The sequence below is a fragment of the Bradyrhizobium sp. genome (assembly GCF_052389815.1).
Lineage (GTDB): Bacteria > Pseudomonadota > Alphaproteobacteria > Rhizobiales > Xanthobacteraceae > Bradyrhizobium.
Window position 1 is genome coordinate 1 of record NZ_JBQTHN010000121.1, and the last position, 18,181, is coordinate 18,181.

At 64.9% G+C, this 18,181-nt stretch carries 19 protein-coding genes and 1 pseudogene; 8 read left to right on the plus strand and 12 right to left on the minus strand.

Annotation, left to right across the window (positions count from 1 at the left end):
• Positions 1-285 (plus strand): disulfide bond formation protein B (locus ACT4OC_RS20400; protein WP_444840838.1); only part of this gene is annotated, 285 nt, incomplete at its 5' end.
• Here the strand turns inward: ACT4OC_RS20400 and ACT4OC_RS20405 are convergent.
• Positions 282-1,367 (minus strand): AbrB family transcriptional regulator, encoded by a 1,086-nt coding sequence (locus ACT4OC_RS20405; protein ID WP_444840839.1) that lies wholly within the window; start codon positions 1,365-1,367, stop codon positions 282-284. The genes ACT4OC_RS20400 and ACT4OC_RS20405 overlap by 4 nt on opposite strands.
• A gap of 304 nt (positions 1,368-1,671) precedes the next feature.
• On the opposite strand from ACT4OC_RS20405, the gene ACT4OC_RS20410 reads away from it, so the two are divergent.
• Positions 1,672-2,175, plus strand: a complete 504-nt coding sequence (locus ACT4OC_RS20410) for a hypothetical protein (RefSeq protein ID WP_444840840.1) — start codon at positions 1,672-1,674, stop codon at positions 2,173-2,175.
• Between the two features lie 47 nt (positions 2,176-2,222).
• Here the strand turns inward: ACT4OC_RS20410 and ACT4OC_RS20415 are convergent, their stop codons facing one another.
• Positions 2,223-2,795, minus strand: coding sequence for a TetR/AcrR family transcriptional regulator (locus tag ACT4OC_RS20415; protein ID WP_444840841.1), 573 nt, complete (start codon positions 2,793-2,795; stop codon positions 2,223-2,225).
• Positions 2,796-2,891: 96 nt separating this feature from the next.
• Between ACT4OC_RS20415 and ACT4OC_RS20420 the strand changes: the two genes are divergently transcribed.
• From ACT4OC_RS20420 to ACT4OC_RS20435, 4 genes are all read left to right on the plus strand, one after another.
• Positions 2,892-3,320: an acyl-CoA thioesterase gene (locus ACT4OC_RS20420; protein WP_444840842.1), complete on the plus strand. Its 429-nt coding sequence runs from the start codon at positions 2,892-2,894 to the stop codon at positions 3,318-3,320.
• A 7-nt stretch (positions 3,321-3,327) separates the two neighbouring features.
• Positions 3,328-3,807 (plus strand): PaaI family thioesterase, encoded by a 480-nt coding sequence (locus tag ACT4OC_RS20425; RefSeq protein ID WP_444840843.1) that lies wholly within the window; start codon positions 3,328-3,330, stop codon positions 3,805-3,807.
• 136 nt (positions 3,808-3,943) lie between these two features.
• The gene (locus ACT4OC_RS20430) at positions 3,944-4,729 is read left to right on the plus strand and encodes a sulfite exporter TauE/SafE family protein (protein WP_444840855.1); all 786 of its coding nucleotides are present in this window, start codon (positions 3,944-3,946) and stop codon (positions 4,727-4,729) included.
• Between the two features lie 33 nt (positions 4,730-4,762).
• Complete coding sequence (locus ACT4OC_RS20435; RefSeq protein WP_444840844.1) at positions 4,763-5,446, plus strand: DsbA family protein; 684 nt, start codon at positions 4,763-4,765, stop codon at positions 5,444-5,446.
• A 124-nt stretch (positions 5,447-5,570) separates the two neighbouring features.
• Here the strand turns inward: ACT4OC_RS20435 and ACT4OC_RS20440 are convergent, their stop codons facing one another.
• Complete coding sequence (locus ACT4OC_RS20440; RefSeq protein ID WP_444840845.1) at positions 5,571-5,777, minus strand: hypothetical protein; 207 nt, start codon at positions 5,775-5,777, stop codon at positions 5,571-5,573.
• Between the two features lie 86 nt (positions 5,778-5,863).
• On the opposite strand from ACT4OC_RS20440, the gene ACT4OC_RS20445 reads away from it, so the two are divergent.
• Positions 5,864-6,181: a hypothetical protein gene (locus ACT4OC_RS20445; protein WP_444840846.1), complete on the plus strand. Its 318-nt coding sequence runs from the start codon at positions 5,864-5,866 to the stop codon at positions 6,179-6,181.
• A 157-nt stretch (positions 6,182-6,338) separates the two neighbouring features.
• Here the strand turns inward: ACT4OC_RS20445 and ACT4OC_RS20450 are convergent, their stop codons facing one another.
• From ACT4OC_RS20450 to ACT4OC_RS20460, 3 genes are all read right to left on the minus strand, one after another.
• A complete protein-coding gene (locus ACT4OC_RS20450) occupies positions 6,339-7,427 on the minus strand; it encodes a phospholipase (RefSeq protein WP_444840847.1) in 1,089 nt (362 codons plus the stop codon).
• A 27-nt stretch (positions 7,428-7,454) separates the two neighbouring features.
• The gene (locus ACT4OC_RS20455; RefSeq protein WP_444840848.1) at positions 7,455-8,426 is read right to left on the minus strand and encodes a S1C family serine protease; all 972 of its coding nucleotides are present in this window, start codon (positions 8,424-8,426) and stop codon (positions 7,455-7,457) included.
• 116 nt (positions 8,427-8,542) lie between these two features.
• Entirely contained in the window at positions 8,543-10,060 is a 1,518-nt protein-coding gene (locus tag ACT4OC_RS20460; RefSeq protein ID WP_444840849.1) for an AMP-binding protein, read from the minus strand.
• A gap of 223 nt (positions 10,061-10,283) precedes the next feature.
• Here ACT4OC_RS20460 and ACT4OC_RS20465 point away from each other — a divergent pair, with 223 nt between their 5' ends.
• Positions 10,284-10,634 (plus strand): cytosolic protein, encoded by a 351-nt coding sequence (locus tag ACT4OC_RS20465; protein WP_444840850.1) that lies wholly within the window; start codon positions 10,284-10,286, stop codon positions 10,632-10,634.
• Between the two features lie 74 nt (positions 10,635-10,708).
• On the opposite strand, the gene ACT4OC_RS20470 is transcribed toward ACT4OC_RS20465, so the two are convergent.
• The 6 genes and pseudogenes from ACT4OC_RS20470 to ACT4OC_RS20495 form a co-directional block, all read right to left on the minus strand.
• Positions 10,709-11,266, minus strand: a complete 558-nt coding sequence (locus tag ACT4OC_RS20470; RefSeq protein ID WP_444840851.1) for an HNH endonuclease — start codon at positions 11,264-11,266, stop codon at positions 10,709-10,711.
• Positions 11,267-11,478: 212 nt separating this feature from the next.
• Positions 11,479-12,450 (minus strand): peptidyl-alpha-hydroxyglycine alpha-amidating lyase family protein, encoded by a 972-nt coding sequence (locus tag ACT4OC_RS20475; protein ID WP_444840852.1) that lies wholly within the window; start codon positions 12,448-12,450, stop codon positions 11,479-11,481.
• Positions 12,447-14,242 (minus strand): annotated as a pseudogene (locus ACT4OC_RS20480) (NAD(P)-binding domain-containing protein). Before ACT4OC_RS20480 ends, ACT4OC_RS20475 begins: the two are co-directional and overlap by 4 nt.
• A gap of 95 nt (positions 14,243-14,337) precedes the next feature.
• On the minus strand, positions 14,338-15,426 hold the full coding sequence (locus ACT4OC_RS20485) for a DUF2855 family protein (RefSeq protein WP_444840853.1): 1,089 nt from the start codon (positions 15,424-15,426) through the stop codon (positions 14,338-14,340).
• Positions 15,427-15,520: 94 nt separating this feature from the next.
• Complete coding sequence (locus ACT4OC_RS20490) at positions 15,521-17,068, minus strand: acyl-CoA synthetase (RefSeq protein ID WP_444840856.1); 1,548 nt, start codon at positions 17,066-17,068, stop codon at positions 15,521-15,523.
• Between the two features lie 123 nt (positions 17,069-17,191).
• On the minus strand, positions 17,192-18,181 hold a 990-nt coding region (locus ACT4OC_RS20495; protein ID WP_444840854.1), incomplete at its 5' end, for an ABC transporter substrate-binding protein.

An 18,181-nucleotide genomic window follows, 5' to 3' on the forward strand; every position in this document is an offset into this window, starting at 1 on the left:
GCCGTCCTGCTGCTGGCTGTGCTCGCCAATGCCTGGCTCGGCGGCTATCACGCCGGCGTCGAATGGCAGTTCTGGCCGGGCCCGACCGATTGCAGCGGGCCGCTGGTCGATTTCGGCAAGGCCGGCAGTCTGCTGGAGCAGCTCGACAAGGTGAAGGTGATCCGCTGCGACGAGGTGCAGTGGCGCTTCCTCGGCCTGTCGCTCGCCGGCTACAACGTGCTGATCTCGCTCGCCATGGCGGCGTTCGCGCTGTTCGGCTTCGTGCGCGCGGCCCGGCGGGCCTAGTCGTCGACGTCGTCCTGCGGCCGTCCGAACAGATGCACGATTCCCGGCGTCGTGATGGAAACGAAGACGAAGCGCGACAGATGATGCGCGCCGACGAAGATCGGGTCGATATGCAGCGTCAGCGCCAGCGCCAGCATGGCGTCCATCGCGCCCGGCGCGAAGGCGACGACGATGTCTGCGAAGCGCACATCGGTGGTCATCAGCAGCACGGTGACGAAAACAGCCGAGATCAGAATCGCGATCGCGAACGAGCCGAGCCCGGCGGCGACGTGACTGCGCAGGGTGGCAAGCCGGATGCGCACAAAGCGGCTGCCGATCAGGGCGCCGATGCCGACCAGCGCGATGTTGCGCAGCCAATCCGGCAGGCCGCCTTCGACGAGGCCCGTTCCGTGCAGCACGGAGGAGGCGAGCATCGCGCCGAACATCCAGCTCGCCGGAAACTTCACGAGGCGCAGCAGCAGCGCCGCGGCGAGCGAGGCTGCGATCAGTGCGGCAAGCCCGAAGGGCGAGGCGACTTCGCCCGGCAGCGCCGGCAGCGCGCCGGGCGTGACGCCGGTGACAGCGAGCAGCAGCGGCAGCGCGGCGGTCAGGATGATGACGCGGATGGTCTGCACGACAGCGATCCCGGCGACGTCGGCGCCCTTTTCGGCGGCAAGCATGGTGATCTGAGACAGCGCGCCGGGACTTGCGGCGAGCAGCGCCGAGGTCGGATCCCAGCGATGCATGCGCTGCAGATAGAAGCTGGAGCCGAAGGTCGTGCAGAAGGTCGCCAGCGCCAGAACGCCAATGGTGAGCGGATAGGCGCTCATGTGCTGGATCAGCTGGCGTGACACCAGCGAGCCGAGCGAAATGCCGAGCAGCACCAGCACGGTCTGGGTCAGCACCGGCGGCAGCGTGAGTTGCCGGCCCGCCAACGCAGCGCCGCCGACCGCGATCATGGCGCCGGAAATCAGCCCGCCGGGCAGATTGGCCCACAGAAACAGCACCCCGCCCGCGGTGCCGATCGCCAGTGTCTCCAGCACGCGAAAGGCCTCGGCGCGGCCGGGCAGGGCTGGAATCTTGGAGGCGGGGATCAGGGACACGCCGGCCTTATGGCAAATCCCTCCCCCGGCCACAAATGCGCCGGCGCGGTGCAGCAATGCACGCGGCCTCTGCCGCTTATTGCGAGATTAATTCGATAATAATCTAATATTTCCGAATAGTAGACGGTATGTTTTATTTACGTTCCCATACTATGTGGCAGTTTGTCGGAAACATGAACATAAGATGAACAAAGTCGCCCGACCCGAGAATTATATTTTTCGCGCACATATGCGCGATGCGTTGTCGCACCCTTCGGTTGCGTTACGATGCGGCCCTCCAGACAATGCCCCAGGGAGACCAGGAATGAACCTTCGTACCAAATTGCTTTGTGCCGCTGCGCTTGCCGGTTTTGCCATTGCCGCCGCTTCGCCGGCGCAGGCGCTGACCTCGCAGGAATGCAGCGCCAAGTATCAGGCGGCCAAGGCCGCCGGCACCCTCAACGGCCAGAAGTGGAACGACTTCCGCAAGGCCCAATGCGGCGCCGACGCCGCGCCAGCGCCGGCCGCGGCGTCCGCTCCTGCTGCGCCCAAGGAGGCGACCAAGGAGGCGACCAAGGAAGCGACGAAGCAAGCGACCAAGCAAGCCAAGAAGGAGGCCGCACCCGCTGCGCCGGCCGGTCCCGCCGTGTTCCCGAACGCGGTCGATCCGAAATACGCGAAGGAGAGCGAAAGCAAGGCGCGCATGCATACCTGCGTCGACCAGTACAACGCCAACAAGGCCAGCAACGCCAATGGCGGGATGAAGTGGATCCAGAAGGGCGGCGGATATTACAGCGAATGCAACAAGCGTCTGAAGGGCGCGGCGTAGCTCGTCTCACGCCGAAGGCGCGGCCGGTGCGCGAGCCGGCCGCGTTTTCATTTCTCGTCCTCGACCAGCTTGCCGGCTGACTTCGCCACCAGCTGCGCGCGCCGCCGCGGGCCGCGCTCGAGGAACAACAGGCTCTGGCCGAAGATGAAGCTGTAGAACAGGAAGGCCTGGGCATCGGCTTCCTCTGCGGCAAGGCCGGCGGCCCGATACAGCTGCCCGACATTCTTCAGACGCGCCGCGTCGACACTCGCCACCGCGCTGGCTGCCTTGTCGTCGGTGCGCGCCCATTGCCGGATCGCCAGCTCAATCGCCATCGCGTCCGTGTTCATCCGCTCGGAGTAGAGTTTGATCAATGCGCGCAGCCGCTCCCGCGCCGTGACGCCGTCGAGGCTGGTCTGTGCCTCGATCGCCGCGATGCGCCCCATGCTCCAGCTTCCGAGCATCGCCTCCATGAGCGCCGCGCGATCGCGGAAGCGCCGGTAGAAGCCGCCCTTGGTGACCCCGAGATTCTTCGCCAGCACCTCGACCCGCACGCCCTCCGCGCCCGACCGCGCCAGCTCGGCGAATCCGGCCTCGATCCAGACCTCTGCCCGTGCATCGGCTTGTGTCGCAGTGGTCAAAGGGCCGCTCTCCCAATCGTGATACGGTGCCGTATTGCTAACCCGGCGCCGCCCTGATACGCTACCGTATCAAGAATCGAAAGCAGGATAATTTCGATGGAGGAAGCCAGCTATCGCGGCACGGTCTATCCGTGGCAGTGCGATCATGTCGGGCACATGAACATCATGTGGTACGTCGGCAAGTTCGACGAAGCCAACTGGAACCTGTTCGCGCGCCTCGGGCTCACGCCGAGCTATCTCAGGCAATCCGGCCGCGGCATGGCGGCCGTGCAGCAGAACGTCGCCTACAAGCGCGAGCTGCTCGCCGGCGACTTCGTCGAGATCAGAAGCCGGCTTCTGGAGCTGCGCGAAAAATCGATCCGCTTCCTGCACGAAATGCGCAACGCCGAGACCTGTGAGTTGACCGCGACCTGCGAGATCACCGGCGTGCACATGGACCGCAAGCTGCGCAAGTCGGCGCCGTTCGAGGATGCGGTCCGAACTGCCGCGGCCAGGCATCTGGCCCCTGAGCCGGCGATGGCGTGAAAACGGCATGCCGCGCTTCGAGCCGAAGAATCCGGACTTTCGCCGCCTCGCCACCGACACTTTCGTCCGCCAGAAGGCGATGCGCACGCTCGGCTTTTCCATCGCGCGGATGGAACCGGGCGAGGTCGATCTGGCGATGGACTATTCGCCCGCGCTGACGCAGCAGAACGGCTTCGTGCACGCCGGGGTCATCACTGCCGGCCTCGATACCGCCTGCGGCATTGCCGCGTTCACGCTGATGCCGGCCGGCTCGGATATTCTGACGGTCGAGTTCAAGACCAATCTGTTGGCGCCCGCGAGCGGCACGCGCTTCGTCTTCCGTGCCGAGGTGATCAAGCCGGGGCGCACTTTGACCATTGCAGAGGCGCGCGCCTTTGCGTTGCGCGACGGCACCGAGCATCTGATCGCGACCATGACCGGGACGCTGATGGCGATGCAGCGGCGCGAAGCGACAAGCACCTCCGAGCAAGCCTTATCGCCGGCCTGACGCCAAGCCGCGCGATGCGGTCGCGACCCGCTGTCAGCGCGCCGATCCCTGCTGCAGTGCAGCTTTGTTCTACAGCCATGGCGATCTCCGGAAAATTCTTCTAGGGTCGCCTTGTGCAAACGAGTCTTTCATCTTGATCCTTTCCGTCACGCAGGGCGCGCTCGGCCTCGCCTCGGGCGCGCTGGTCGGCTTCTCGCTCGGCCTGATCGGCGGCGGCGGCTCGATTCTGGCGGTGCCCCTGATGGTTTATGTCGTTGGCGTGTCCGAGCCGCATGTCGCGATCGGCACCAGCGCAATCGCGGTGGCGGCCAATGCGGCGATCAACCTCTCCAACCATGCGCGCGGCGGCACCGTGGTGTGGTCCTGCGCGCTGCCATTTGCGGTCGCCGGCATCGTCGGCGCCTTTTTCGGCTCGCTGCTCGGCAAGATGATCGACGGCCACAAGCTGCTCGCGCTGTTCGCGCTGGTGATGCTGGTGATCGCCGCCCTGATGCTGAAGAACCGCGCGCGCGTCGGCATACCCGACGTGAAGATGGACTGGTCTAACATGCCCGCCATCGTCGGGCATGGTCTCGTCACCGGCACGGTGTCCGGCTTCTTCGGCATCGGCGGCGGCTTTCTGATCGTACCGGCGCTGATGCTGGCGACGGGCATGCCGATCATGAACGCGGTGAGCTCCTCGCTGGTGGCCGTCACCGCGTTCGGCCTGACCACGGCGGCAAGCTATGCCTGGTCCGGTCTGGTATCCTGGTGGCTGGCGGCGCTGTTCGTGGCGGGCGGTATCGCCGGCGGGCTGATCGGCACGCGCTCGGCCAAGTCGCTGTCCGAGCGGCACGGCGCGCTCAACGTCGTGTTCGCCATCGTCATTATCGCCGTGGCGATCTATATGCTGGTGCGTAACTTGTCCCTGTCCTGGACGTAGAAGAGGTCAGGACAGCTGATCGCGAGACTGGAGATGACCGATTTGAACAACAAGACGAAGACCGGGCCATCGACTAGCCCATCGCTGACGCGCCGCCGGGCGTTGAGCCTGTTCGGAGCCTCGGCCGCATTGGGCTTTGCGGCGCGCCCTGCGCTCGCCCGTGACGACGACGATAAGGTCCTGACCGAGGCGCTGGTGCTGCGCGATCCCGACGTGCCCGTGATCGGAAATCCCGCGGGCGACATCTCCATCGTCGAATGGTACGACTATAACTGCCCGTACTGCCGCAAGATCGAACCCGAGCTGCGCCAGGTGGTGGAGGACGACGGCAAGGTCCGTCTCGTGCTGAAGGACTGGCCCATCCTCGGCGAAGTATCGAAGCTGGCGGCGCGGCTTACGCTCGCCGCCAGGTATCAGGACAAGTATCTCGCCGCGCACGAGGCGGTGATCGGCGTTGCTTCGCGGCTCACCGCGCCGCGCGTGCGCCAGCTGATCGCCGGCGCCGGCATCGACATGGACCGCCTCGACAAGGATCTGGCCGCGAACGCACAGGCGATCGACGCGGTGCTGAAGCGCAACAACGACCAGGCCATTGCCTTCGAATTCCGCGGCACGCCGTCCTTCATCGTCGGCAAGTACCGCGTGCCCGGCAGCCTGACCATGAAGGAGTTCGAAAAGGTCATCGCCGACGCCCGCAAGGCGAAGATGGGCCGCTAGAGCATGATCCGGAAAGGTGTGACACGGTTTTCCGAAAAGATCATGCTCAAGCAACAACCTGAAGCGCAAAGAACAAGCGCTCCCGCCGGAAGGCGAGAGCGCTTATTCGTTCGTGCCTGGCGCGTTACTTCGAAGCGATCTTGACCCATTCCTCATGGACGCGGTTCTTCAGCGCCTTGAGATCGGCGGCCGCCACGTCCCAGTTGACGAGGGTGCGGTTCGTTGTGGCGGCCTGGCCGCTGGCGACACTCGACGTCTGCACCGAGTCGTAGATATAGACACCGCAAACCAGCAGCAGTGCGCCGAGAATCATCCCGAAAAAAGTCCGCATGACACTCCTCCTGTCGGCGTGGTTAACGTCGCCAGTGCCGAACGGTTCCCGTGGCAGCAAGATGCCAAACCCGCTATAATAAAGGTATGGGCAACGATGACGTTTTGGCAGCGATTCTAGCGGAATTTGCGCGCAAATATTTGTGGTGGGAGCCTCTCGGCGGAGAACCTTTTGCTGAAGACCGCATCATCGCTCAAACCATGAACCTCGGGACCTATGACGATATCTGCCTGCTCGAGCGGGCGGTCGGCCGGCACCGTTTGATCGGGATCATGCGCCGTGCCGAACCTGGATGGTTGAGCGATCGCTCCTGGGAGTTCTGGCGCGGGCGTCTGTCCTTCGCGACGGGCGAGCCGATCCCGCAGTTACCCCCGCGAAGGGAATTTCATGTCGCAACGTCTTGAACCCAGGCTGGACATCCTGCCGGCAGCGCAACGACAGTTATGGCCGAGCCTCTCGCCGGCAGCGGACCGCAAAGTTCTCCGCGATGCCCGGGATCAGGTTGGCGCATTGCCGGAGGTTCGCTTGAGGCCGGGGCTCGTGCCGGCCAACGCGTGAGGCTTACGGTTTTCCGTTCATCCAGCGCAGCAGATCCGCGTTCATCTCGCGCGGATAGGTGTGGCTGAGATCGTCGAGTTCGCGATAGGACACGTCGGCGCCGGCCGCCGACAGCGCCTGCTGCGTCTGCCGCGCCACCTGCACCGGAAACATCCAGTCGAGCTTGCCGTGCACGATGTGGATCGGCAGCCCGCGCAGCCGGTCGGCATCCGCCATTTCCGCCATCAGCGGGTGAAACGTGGCGGAGACTGGCGCAAGATGCGTGAATGGCGAGGCGGCGTCGAGGCCGCTGACATAGCAGAACGTCCCGCCGTCGCTCATGCCGGTCATCAGCATCCGCGCCGGGTCGACATTGTAGCGCGAGCGCACGGCTTCGAGGATGCGCCAGAGGTTCGGCGAGTCGGTATCGTCGCCCATCAGCGCCCAGGTGGTCTTCTGCGGCGTCGGACCGGTCGCGGTCGGCGCGATCAGGATGGCGCCCAAACTGCGCGCCTCGCGCAGCCAGCTCCAAAGGAAGCCGCGGCCATTGCCGGCGCCGCCATGCAGCGCCATCACCAGCGGCCAACGGCGGTCCGGCGTGTAGTATTCAGGCACGTATATCGAGTAACCGCCGCGGCTGTCCGGCTCGTTGTTGACGTGACCGATCCCGGTATCCGGATTCGCCGGCTGCGACAGCTTGTCGGCAAGCGCCGCATCTTCGCGCAGGGAAGGCTCGGTGAAGAACTGGCTGACCGGCGGCAGCTTTGCGGTAAGTGGATAGAGCGCCTCCTGCGCCCGCGGCACATGGCGCAAGGCGCGGAACACCGAAGCGAGGTCGCCATGGCCGCCCTCGACGGCGCGCAGGCCCTCGAAGGCGGCGAGCGCCGCGTCGCTGGCGGCCTCGAGCGGGATTCGGATGCCGGAAAATTCCGCGGGCCATTGCGTCATGCGGCCGCGCACTTCACGCAAGCCCTTGTCCGGCTCGCCCGCGGCCTGCATCACCTGACCGAAAGCCGGAGGATGGAGGTGACGGGAGATGAAGCCGAGCGCTTCCAGCGTCTGCAGCAGCGGCGGCAGCACGGCCACGACGTCGTCCACCACGGCCTCGCTCATCGCTTGCCCCGAACTTTCAGGTGATCTTCAGTGCAGCCGCGGCCCCTTCAAGAGCTTGGCGCGGTCGGTCGAGCTCAGCGTCACGTCGAAGGTGACACCTTCGTGATGAACGGTGAGCGGCACGTCGACGCCGGCTGAGCCCAGCGACCAGAGTTTTCGGTAGAACTGGTCCTGGCCCGTGATCTTGTCGCCGGCGATACCCAGGATGACGTCGCCGGCCTTCAGCTCGGCGCGCGCCGCAGGGCCTCGGCCTGCCACGCCGACCACCACGACGCGGTTGTCGATCTCCGTGGTGTACATGCCGAGCCATGGCCGCGCCGGTTTGTTGACGCGGCCGAACTTGCGCAGGTCGTCGAGGATCGGCTTCAAAAGGTCGATCGGCACGATCATGTTGACATGCTCGGCCTTGTTCTCGCGCACGCGCTCGAGCTGCAGCGAGCCGATGCCGATCAGCTCGCCCTTCGCCGAGATCATGGCGGTGCCGCCCCAGTTCGGGTGCGCGGGATGGGTGAAGATCGCCTCATCGAGCAGGTATTCCCAGTAACCGGCGAATTCCTGCTTCGCCACGATCTGGCTCGCGACCGAGCGGGTGCGCCCGCCGGCGCCGCCGACCACCACGGGATCGCCGACTTTGGCGGCGGCGGAGGAGCCGAGTGGCAGCGGTTCGATGCCCGGCCGGCCGAGCGCCTGCACCAGGCCAAAGCCGGACTCCATGTCGAAGCCGAGCGCATGGCCCTGCACCACGCGGCCGTCGCCGAGATGCAGCCAGACCTCTTCCGCTTCGGTGATTAGATAGCCAATGGTCAGCACGAGCCCGTCATCGATCAGCACGCCGTTGCCGGCGCGCTCGGTGCCGAGCGTCTCTGCGCTGAACGCGTCGGGCGGGATGATCGAATGCAGCCCGACCACCGACGCCAGCGCCTTGTCGAGATCGTAGCCATAGTCGCCGGCGCGAGGCTGGAATGCCGGCGGCACCTTCCATTCGGTCAATGAGGGCATCGAGCTTCTCCTGGCCTGCATCTCCTGGCCTGCAGGCGCGCGCCGCCAACGGCCGCGCGTCCCGGCAATAATCTATGTCGCAATGGCCGGACTTGAAAGGGCCACCTCAGGTGCGCTCAGTGCGCGCCGGTCGCCACGCGCACAGGCAAAATGCGGAACGCGCGGCCTTGTTTCAGCCACTCCGCGCGCTCGTCGCGCAGCATGGTGCGGCGGACCTTGCCGGAATCGTCACGCGGGCTGGTGTCGACGACCTCGAAACTCTCGGGATGCTTGTAGCGGCTGAGCCGCTGGCCGAGAAATGCGCCCATTGCATTGACGATTTCCTGCGCATCTGCACCTTCGTTGAGCTCGAGCAGTGCATGCACGCGTTGTCCGAATTCCGGATCGGGCAGGCCGACGACGACCGCCGAGCGCACGCCGGGATGCTCGCTCAACGCAGCCTCGACCTCGGCCGGATAGATGTTGGCGCCGCCGCGCAGGATCATGTCGGCGAGGCGATCGCCGAGATAGAGATAGCCTTCTTCGTCGAGACGGCCGATGTCGCCGAGCGATTCCCAGCCGTCCGGCCGCCGCTTCGGCTCGGCACCGAGATAATGATAGGTGCTGCCGGGTCCGTCATTGGGCAGGAAATAGATTTCGCCGGTCTCGCCGGGTGCAACGTCGTTGCCGTCCTCGCCGATGATGCGCAGCTTCGCGGTCTCGCCGATCTTGCCGACCGAGCCTTTGTGCGCCATCCACTCGACGCCGTTGATGACGCAGGCGCCCTGCCGCTCGGTGCCGCCATAGAGCTCCCAGATCCGCTCGGGCCCGAGCCATTCGATCCACTTTCCCTTCAGCCATGCCGGCATGGGCGCAGCCATGTGGAACACGATCTTGAGGCTGGAAAGATCGTAGGCGCGGCGCACTTCTTCCGGCAGTGCCCAGATGCGATGCATCATGGTCGGCACGAAGTTGACCCACTGCACGCCGTTCTGCTCGATCAGGCGCAGCGTCTCCTCCGGATCGAATCTGACCATGCCGGTGACGCGACCGCCTGCGAACAGCGCGGAATGCGACAGGATGAACGGCGCATTGTGGTAGAGCGGGCCGGGATTGAGCAGCGACGTGCCGGGCGAGATTCCCAGGAGCTGCTCGGCGGCGGTGTCGGTGACGGCGGGATTGTGGTCGAGGATCACCTTCGGCCGTCCGGTCGAGCCGCCGCTGGTCATCGCCTTCCAGTACCGCGCCACGGGACCCGCCAGCGGCGCCTCGGAAAAGCTCTCCAGCGAAAAATCCGCCGGCAGCCGGTTCGGCGCATTCCAGTCGGCTTCGCCGCCGACCACCAGTGCGGGCCTCAATATCTCCAGCACCGCGGCGGCCTCGCCGCGCGGCAACCGCCATGACAGCGAGGTCGGCGTCGCCCCGCACTTCCACACCGCGAACGTCGTCTCGTAGAACGCATTGCCGTTCGGCAGGCCGATCGCGACGAAATCGCCGGGCTTGACGCCGCGGTACGCAAATGCCCGCGCGCGGCGGTTGGCATTGCGCTCGAGCTGCTCCCAGGTGATCGCATCGGCGCCGTGGCTGACGGCGATCGTGTCTTTGGGCTTGCGCTCGGCATACCAGCGCGGCACGTCGGCGAGGGGGATGAGCATGCGGGTGTTTCCGTGGATGGCGTCTTGATGACGCGCTTGTGATTGGGGCGACAGCGATTGCTGCCGAAGCCACTTCACCAATCGCGGATGCGGTAAGTCAAGGCTGGTGCGGCCATTTGATCGCAACGGCGCTGTTGGCATTGCTCCGTCTTGCCGGATTTGTGTAGAATGTGCTGGCCCAATTTGGCAGTCGCTTCGACGGCTGCTCGTCGGCGCAGTCCGAATGGGCGCAGCGTTCCCTCGACCTTGTGGAGGCACGCAGATGAAAGCCTACATGCTGATAACCGGATCCGGCCCGATCGTGATCTTGACCAGTCACGATTCGGTCCTCGACGCCGCGCTGCTCAGGAAGCTGGCCAGCAAGGGGATTGAGAAGTTCATCGCCTACGAGCTTCCGGTTGGTCTTGCCCGCGAGCGCTATGGGGCGCATTTCTCGCTCGTGCAGGGCGATCTTCGTGAAACCGACGATCTCCGTGTGCTCGACTATGACGGAAGCCGCGCGTTCAAGCTGTTCCGCTTTGACGAACTCGGTACGCCGCAGCTGCAGGAGCCGTCGGCGTTGCGCGCGGCGTGATGGATGCGCCCAATGGAGTTTGATACGGGCCCGACTGCCTGCGCGATGGATGCGCGCGACGCCCGAACGGACAGTTACGGATCGAGCTCCGTATCCCAGTACAAATAGTCGAGCCAGCTGTCGTGCAGATAGTTCGGCGGAAACAGCCGGCCGTTGCGGTGCAGCTGATGCACCGTCGGCGCGTAGGGCGCTTGCCTCGGAAACATCTTCGCCTGCTGCGGCGTCAGGTTGCCCTTGCGCAGATTGCAGGGCGAGCAGGCGGCGACGACGTTCTCCCAGGTGGTCTGGCCGCCTTTGCTTCGGGGGACGATATGATCGAAGGTGAGGTCCTCGGGCGAAGCGCAGTACTGGCAGGCGAAGCGGTCGCGGAGGAAGACGTTGAAGCGGGTGAAGGCGGGATGGGTGGAAGGCTTGACGAAGGATTTCAGCGAAACGACGCTCGGGAGCCTGATCTCGAAACTCGGACTTCGTACTGCCCGGTCGTAATGCTCCACGATATTGACGCGGTCGAGGAACACCGCCTTGATCGCGTCCTGCCAGGACCAGAGCGACAGCGGGTAATAACTCAGCGGCCGGAAATCCGCATTCAGCACCAGTACCGGCCAACCGCCTTGCGAGACATGTGCGTTCAAGTAACGCTCCCGGCCTCCATATACGCTGCGAAGCAGCATGCGTTGACATACTACATGCAGCGTGACGGGATTGTGAAGAGCGTTGAGGGGCTTATTCAGCGCGCCGCGGCCGCCGCCGCGCGGCCTTGCCCGACGCCTCATGCGGGTTTCATTGCGGCAAAAACGTGATTCGCAGGCAGCGCGCCCGGCGGGCAAGGCCGAGCGGCCGCCAGCTAGGCGATCTTCTCCAGCTTCTGCAAGCACCGCTTCGTCAGCACCTGCATAGGCATCTCGGTGTCCGGAAAGCTCGTTTTCCAGTCGGTGACGCCGACTTCGCCGACATAGATGTCGCCCCTGGAATCCAGTGCTATGCCGTGCGGCGCCAGGAATTTGCCGGGCTCGAGCCCCGGGCCCTGCTCGCCGCCGAGCCGCGCGATGCGCTTGCCCTGGGCGTCGACGATGGAGAGCCGCGGCCCGAGATTGGGCACCTTGCGGTTGACGGCCATGCCGGGGCCCAGCTCGCCGACGATGAAGTTCGGCTGCTTGCCGCCGCAGCAGCACAGCGCGCAGGGGCGGTGCAAATTGTTCCACTGCGTCTCGTACCTGCCGTTGCCGTCGAACACCTGCACGCGGTGGTTCTCGCGGTCGGCGACATAGACCCAGCCGTCGGCGTCGGTGACGATGTTGTGCACGATGTTGAACTGGCCGGGATCGGTGCCTGGCTCGCCCCAGGTCTTCAACAGCTTGCCGTTGGCGGAGAATTTGTGGACGCAGGCATTGCCATAACCGTCGGAGACGTAGATCTCGCCCTTTGGCGACAGCGCTGTGTGGGTACAGCGGTGAAACGGTTCGCCGCTCATGAACGGCGCCGGCTTGTTCGGGATGCCGATCGTCAGCAGCACCTTGCCGCCGGTATCGCACTTGCGCACGGTGTGATCGCCGTCGTCGGTGCAGTAGAGATTGTCGTCGGCGTCGATATGCAGGCCATGGGCGCGGCTGAACACGCCTTCGCCCCAGGAGGCGATGAAATTGCCCTCGCGGTCGAACACCACCATCGGATGGTCGCCGCGGTTGAAGACGTAGACGCGGTCGCGGCTGTCGACCGCGACGGAGGCGACGTCGGTGAGCTGCCAGCCGTCCGGCAGCTTGCCCCAGTTCTCCACCACGCGGTAGCGATGCTCGCCCGCGCCGAGTATGGTCTTCATGTGCATCCCCTCTGGGCCGCCTCCCGCGCTGCCGCCAGCCGCGGGATCAGCCCTTCCTCGATCGCCTTGATCTGCAGCGCGAGCTGTTTCGAGCCGATCCGGCATTGCGCGAGGCCGCCGGCGATGAACCAGAGGCCGGGCTGTCCCGTGCGAACGTACATGTTGCGCAGCTCCTGGTTTCCGCCGAAGCCCCAGATCCTGCCGACGCGGTTGGCGACGCTGACGCCGAACAGCTTCTGCACCAGCTCTTCCTGCGGCCGGTAGCCCGTGGCGAGCACGACCAGGTCGGCCGGGAGGATCTCGCCACTCTTCATTTTGGCGCCTTCGGCCGTGAAGCTCGCGATGTCGGCGAATTGCTTCAGCGCGATCTCGCGCCTGATGAGGAGATCGGAACAGCCGACGTTGAAATAGTAGCCGCCGCCGCGGGTGAGGTACTTGAACTGCCAGCCGGTATTGTCCTCGCCGAAATCGAGCTTGAAACCGATGCTGCGAAGCCCGTCGAGCAGGTCCCTGTCGAGGGCGGCGGACTTGTCGCAGGTCAGCGCATGGCTCTTGCGTGCGAGCCTTAGCGGTATCGACACCGCGATCAGGTCGTTATCCTCGAGCGTGCCCTGGTTGTAGGGCGAATAGACCAGCTGGGCCGAAGGCTCGATGCTGACGATCAGTGTTGAGGACCGCTGCACCAGCGTCACCGCAGCGCCGCTGGAATGCAGATCCTGCGCGATGTCGTGGCCGGAGTTGCCGGTGCCGATCACCATCGCGTGCTTGCCCTTCCAGTTCTCGCCGTCGTCATAACCCGAGGAATGCACGACCTTGCCCGCGAAATTCTTCAGGCCGGGAATGTCGGGAATGTTCGGGATGCCGCTGACGCCGGTCGCCAGCACCACATGCCGGGGATGCATGGCGCGCTTCTCGCCCTTGCGGCGCAGGGTCACCGTCCAGCGGCCTTGCTTCTCGTCGTAGCTGCCGCTCTCGAACTCGGTGTCGGTCCAGAAATTCAGCTCCATGCCGTCGACATAGGATTCGAACCAGTTGGCCAGCTTGTCCTTGGGATGTAGGTCGGCCAGCTCGGGGGAAACAGCATGTAAGGCAGATGATTGACCTGCACCTGGTTGTGCAGGGTCAATGCATGGTAACGTTTGCGCCAATTGTCGCCGATGCGCTGCATGCGGTCGACGATCAGCGTGTCGACATTGAGCTGCTTCAGCCGCGCGGCGATGCACAGGCCGCTTTGCCCGCCGCCGATCACCAGCACCGTCGGATCGCGGTCGGCATAGTCATTCGATGCCTTGCGCAGGTCGAGCCAGTTGGGTCCGCGGAAGTCGCGCGAATAGGCGTTGCCGCGCGGGCGGGTGACGCCAAGCTGTTCCTCGAAGCCTTTCAGTTCCTGCAGCGCCGTCAGCAGCGTCCAGGCCTTGAGGCGGTTGCCGTCGGCTTCATCCGGGATCAGGCGGATCACGCCGTCGCCGCGGCCGGTCCTGGTCTCGAACCCGAAGATCGCCTCGATGCAGTCGGTGCCGGCGCGCATCACCTTTCGCGGCGCGGCGCGGGCGGGATCGATGGCAAAGCCCGAGGGCGCCGCGTGAGCCGCCTGTGCCATCAGCGTCTTCAGGATGCCGTCGCGGCCGTCGATGGTCTGCAGCGTCCAGGACAGCGCCAGCGTGTCGCGCCAATGGCTGTCGGGATGAAACAGTTTCTCCAATGCGGCATCGTCGGCCGCGGTCAGCGCCGCCTCGAACTCGGCCAGCCAGCTCTCGGCGGCAATCGCAATGTCCGACGTCTTGTCCAGCATGCACGCTTCTCTCCACCCGGTCGTCTTGGGGCGGCCTGTGGAAGAAGCCTATACCTATTGGGCACAGTCCAGAAAGATGCGCGAAGAGCAGGCGGCTATTCCCAGAGCGACAGGATCTGGCCGCCGTCGGGTGGAACGTGGCCGTTCAGGGTATCCAGATAGACCTTCTTCACGGCGTCCGGTCCGCGACCTTCCGTTACCTTCAGCCACGTTCCAAGCCTGGGCGAAAAGCCCGACCACGCCGCGCCAAAGCGCTGGTCGACGCCGCCGGGTCCCCATTCCTTCGCGCGCTTGCGGATATGGTCGGGCGCGAAAAACCAGCTTGGCTTGGCGCCCGGCAGTTCCGGCTCATTGACGGCGGCGGTGTGATGGGTCAGCCCGACGCGGCCGGAATACTTCATCTGCTCGCCGAAATGGCGGTGCAGCGTCTCGCGCAGGGCGCTGTTGCCGGCCATGTCGACATAGGCGACCGGCACATTCGCCGGCAGCGAGGCGACCTTGTCGTAGGTGACGACCTCGTCATAGCAGCCGAGCGATTGCACGAAGGCCACGTTCGACGCTGAGGTCAGCCCGATCACCTTGACGTTCCCGCGTGCATGCAGGAGGTGCGCGAGCCCGAACGCGGTCTTGCTGGAGGCCGATGACAGCAGCACGCTCTTGGCGCCGAACATTTCGTTCTCGGCAAGATAATCGTCGACCATGAACGACAGCATGAACAGCGGCTGCAGCAGCGCGCGATAATCGCCGGCGCGTCCCTGGAACTCCGGATTGCTTGTCACGCGAGCGTAGGAATTGTAGACGGGGGACACGCCCTGCCGGTGCGCGGCGCCATCGCGCAAGCCGCGCTTGCTGATGTCGGCGGCCTCGATGACGAGATGCGTCGCCATCGGGAAGTAGCCGAACAAGGTTTCGCCCATTGCAATGCCGGGATGTTTCGAGGCGATCACCTCGCCAAAACCCCAGACCGGCACGTTGCCAAAGCCGTCGGGCGCGGGAAACAGCGTCCAGTATTTCAACGTATCGCCCAATACGGCATAGGTGACGTTGTTGGCGGTGAAGGCGAAGCGCGTCACCTTCACCAGCAGCGCCTCCTCGGGCAACGCGGCCGGATCGGGCAATTGCGTCTCGATCGTCTTGCAGCGCTGCAGGTCGTCGCGCGCCACGACGAAGTCGGCGGACTTCATGATGCTCTCCCGCTGATGGAGGCGATCCTTTGCTATACTCGCGCAGCGGGCGCAACCGCAACAAAGTTTGAAAAACTGTTCGCTTCCTGCGGCCTCATGCCGCCGGCCGCAAGCTTCCCTCGGCGTAGAGGTCTCGCAGCTTGCGCTTGAAGATCTTTCCGGAAGCTTCGCGCGGCAGCGTATCGAGGAACTGGATGTCCTTCGGCACCTTGAAATTGGCGAGCCTTGCGCGCAGGAAATCCCGCACGCCGGCGGTCGACAGCCTTGCGCCGGCTTCCGGCTCGACGCAGGCGAACAGCCGCTCGCCATACTCGTCGTCGGGCACGCCGAACACGGCGCAGTCGCGCACGCCCTCCATGCCGATCAGCGTGTTCTCGATCTCGGCCGGATAGATGTTGACGCCACCCGAGATCACCATGTCGCGCTTGCGGTCGCACAGGAACAGGTAGCCGTCGGCATCGAGATAGCCGACGTCGCCGACGCTGATCAGGCCGTCGCGGCCGGCTTCGGCGCGGGCGGCGGCGTTGCCGTGATAGTCGAAATCGGAGATCGCGGTCTGCCGCATGAAGATCTCGCCGGGCTCGCCGACCTCGCACTCGGTGCCGTCGGGCCGGAATGTCTTCACGATGCCGCCCTCGATGGCGCGCCCCACTGTGCCGGGCTTTGCGAGAGCCTCCGCGGATGAATGCCACACCGGAATGCCGGTCTCGGTCGAACCGAGATACTCGTTGATGACGAGCCCCCACCATTCGATCATCGCGCGCTTGACGTCGATCGGGCAGGGCGCGGCGCCATGGATGACGAAGCGCAGCGAGGAGACGTCGTAGCGCTGGCGCGCTTCCTCGGGCAGCCGCAGCAACCGCACGAACATGGTCGGCACCGCATGCATGTGCGTGACCCGATACTCCTGCACCAGCCGCAACAGATCCTCCGGATCGAAGCGCGGCTCGAGCACGATTGTGCAGCCGTGGCGGAACGCCAGCATGCCGTAGGAATTCGGCGCCGAGTGATACATCGGTCCGTTCATCAGCACGACCTGGCCGTCGTTGGGCGCGATGCCATAGGCGAGGGTCGAGACGCGCTCGGCCGCTGCAAGCTGCTCGGGCCGCATCTGGCCGCGCCGCACGCCCTTGGGCCGCCCCGTGGTGCCGGACGTGTAGAACATCGGCGACATCCGCCCGATCGGGCCGGACCATGGTGCCTGCGCATCGCGCCATTGCTCCCAATCGGTCATACCGCCGGGCACGCGGGTCAGTTCCGGAGGGACGTTGAAGGCGGCTGCGATCTCCGGCGGCGTCGGCACGATCAGCACCTTGATGTGGGTCCCAACGCCGTCGCGGATCTGCGGCCAGAGATCGGCATGGCAGACCAGAACGGTGGCGCCGCAGTCGCCAAGAATGTAGTTCACCTCGTCGGCCTTGAGATGCCAGTTGATCGGCACCACCGGCGAGCCGAGGGTGGCGGCGGCGCTCGAGCATTCGAAGAACGCAAAATCGTTGCGCAGCATCATGGCGACCGGCGTGCCGCCGGCGAGGCCGAGCTCCTTCAGCCCCGTCGCGGCGCGGGCGGCGCGTGCAAAGATCTCCGGATAATCGATCCGGCGGCCGCCGCTGATGATCATGATCTTTCTCTCCGTCTCCAGGACCTTACGCTCAGAAGTTGAGCCTAGAGCGTTTTCAAGCGAAGTGGATGCCGGTTCGCGTAAAGAAAACGCGTCAAACCAAGAATCTAGAGCTTCGGTTCTGATTCAATCAGAACCGAAGCTCTAGTCCTGGCGGTCGTCGATCAGGTCGCCGAAGCCGACCCAGTTCTTGCCGTTGAACTTGCGCAGCCGCAACTGCTGGAACGGCAGGTAATCGTCCGGTCCGGTCGAAACCTTGATGCCGGGCAACAGCAGCGGCAGCTCGACGTCGCGCAGCGAGGCTGCCTGCTTCAGGATGTTCTCGCGGCTGAAATCGTCCTTGCACGCCTGCAGCACCTTCATGAGCAAGGTCGCATAGTGATAGCCGGCGGCGTAGTTCGAGTTCTTCAGGTCGGCCTCGGGCATGCGCTCCTTCATGAAGGCGTAGAACTCCTTCACGCCGGGATCGTCGGCCCACTGCGGATCGATGGTGTCCTTCTGGGCGCTCGACGAGATCAGGCCGATCGCGTTGTCCAACCCGGCGGGCTGCAGGAACGAGATCGAGGACGCCGAGGTCGGCACCAGGAACAGCTCCGGCTTCCAGTTCAGCTCCGCCACGCCCTTGATCATCTGTGAGGTGAACTTGCCGAGCACGACGCCGAACATCACATTGGCGCCCGACGCCTTGAGCGCCGCAAGCTGCGAGGAGATGGTCGGCGCGCTGACCTCGTAGCTCGCTTCCGCCACGATCATCGAGGCCGCCTTCGGGCCGAGCGCGCGCTTGAAGCCCGCGACATAGTCGCGGCCGAAATCGTCGTTCTGGGCGAGGATTGCGATCTTTGCGTCCGGCTTGGCCTGCAGCACATACTTGGCGTAGATCACGCCTTCGGAATCGTAGGTCGCCATGCCCGGTATCGTCCACGGATAGTTCTTCGGGTCGGCCCATTTGGCGGCGCCGCTCAGCACGAACAGCTGCGGTACCTTCTTGGCGTTCAGGTACCGGTGCACCGCATTGTTGGTGGCCGTGCCGAGCGAGGCGAACATGAAGTGCACCTCCTCCTGCTCGACCAGCTTGCGGGTCTGCTCCACCGTCTTGGGCGGCGAATAGGCGTCGTCCAGCGTGATGAACTTCAC

What these genes read in the sequence shown, in the direction of transcription:
- ACT4OC_RS20410 (WP_444840840.1), top strand. Translation starts at nt 1,672, where the DNA reads ATGAACCTTCGTACCAAATTGCTTTGTGCCGCTGCGCTTGCCGGTTTT.
- ACT4OC_RS20455 (WP_444840848.1), bottom strand. Translation starts at nt 8,426, where the DNA reads ATGCCCTCATTGACCGAATGGAAGGTGCCGCCGGCATTCCAGCCTCGC.
- ACT4OC_RS20465 (WP_444840850.1), top strand. Translation starts at nt 10,284, where the DNA reads ATGGGCGCAGCGTTCCCTCGACCTTGTGGAGGCACGCAGATGAAAGCC.
- ACT4OC_RS20425 (WP_444840843.1), top strand. Translation starts at nt 3,328, where the DNA reads ATGCCGCGCTTCGAGCCGAAGAATCCGGACTTTCGCCGCCTCGCCACC.
- ACT4OC_RS20485 (WP_444840853.1), bottom strand. Translation starts at nt 15,426, where the DNA reads ATGAAGTCCGCCGACTTCGTCGTGGCGCGCGACGACCTGCAGCGCTGC.
- ACT4OC_RS20450 (WP_444840847.1), bottom strand. Translation starts at nt 7,427, where the DNA reads ATGAGCGAGGCCGTGGTGGACGACGTCGTGGCCGTGCTGCCGCCGCTG.
- ACT4OC_RS20420 (WP_444840842.1), top strand. Translation starts at nt 2,892, where the DNA reads ATGGAGGAAGCCAGCTATCGCGGCACGGTCTATCCGTGGCAGTGCGAT.
- ACT4OC_RS20435 (WP_444840844.1), top strand. Translation starts at nt 4,763, where the DNA reads ATGACCGATTTGAACAACAAGACGAAGACCGGGCCATCGACTAGCCCA.
- ACT4OC_RS20445 (WP_444840846.1), top strand. Translation starts at nt 5,864, where the DNA reads ATGGGCAACGATGACGTTTTGGCAGCGATTCTAGCGGAATTTGCGCGC.
- ACT4OC_RS20460 (WP_444840849.1), bottom strand. Translation starts at nt 10,060, where the DNA reads ATGCTCATCCCCCTCGCCGACGTGCCGCGCTGGTATGCCGAGCGCAAG.
- ACT4OC_RS20440 (WP_444840845.1), bottom strand. Translation starts at nt 5,777, where the DNA reads ATGCGGACTTTTTTCGGGATGATTCTCGGCGCACTGCTGCTGGTTTGC.
- ACT4OC_RS20475 (WP_444840852.1), bottom strand. Translation starts at nt 12,450, where the DNA reads ATGAAGACCATACTCGGCGCGGGCGAGCATCGCTACCGCGTGGTGGAG.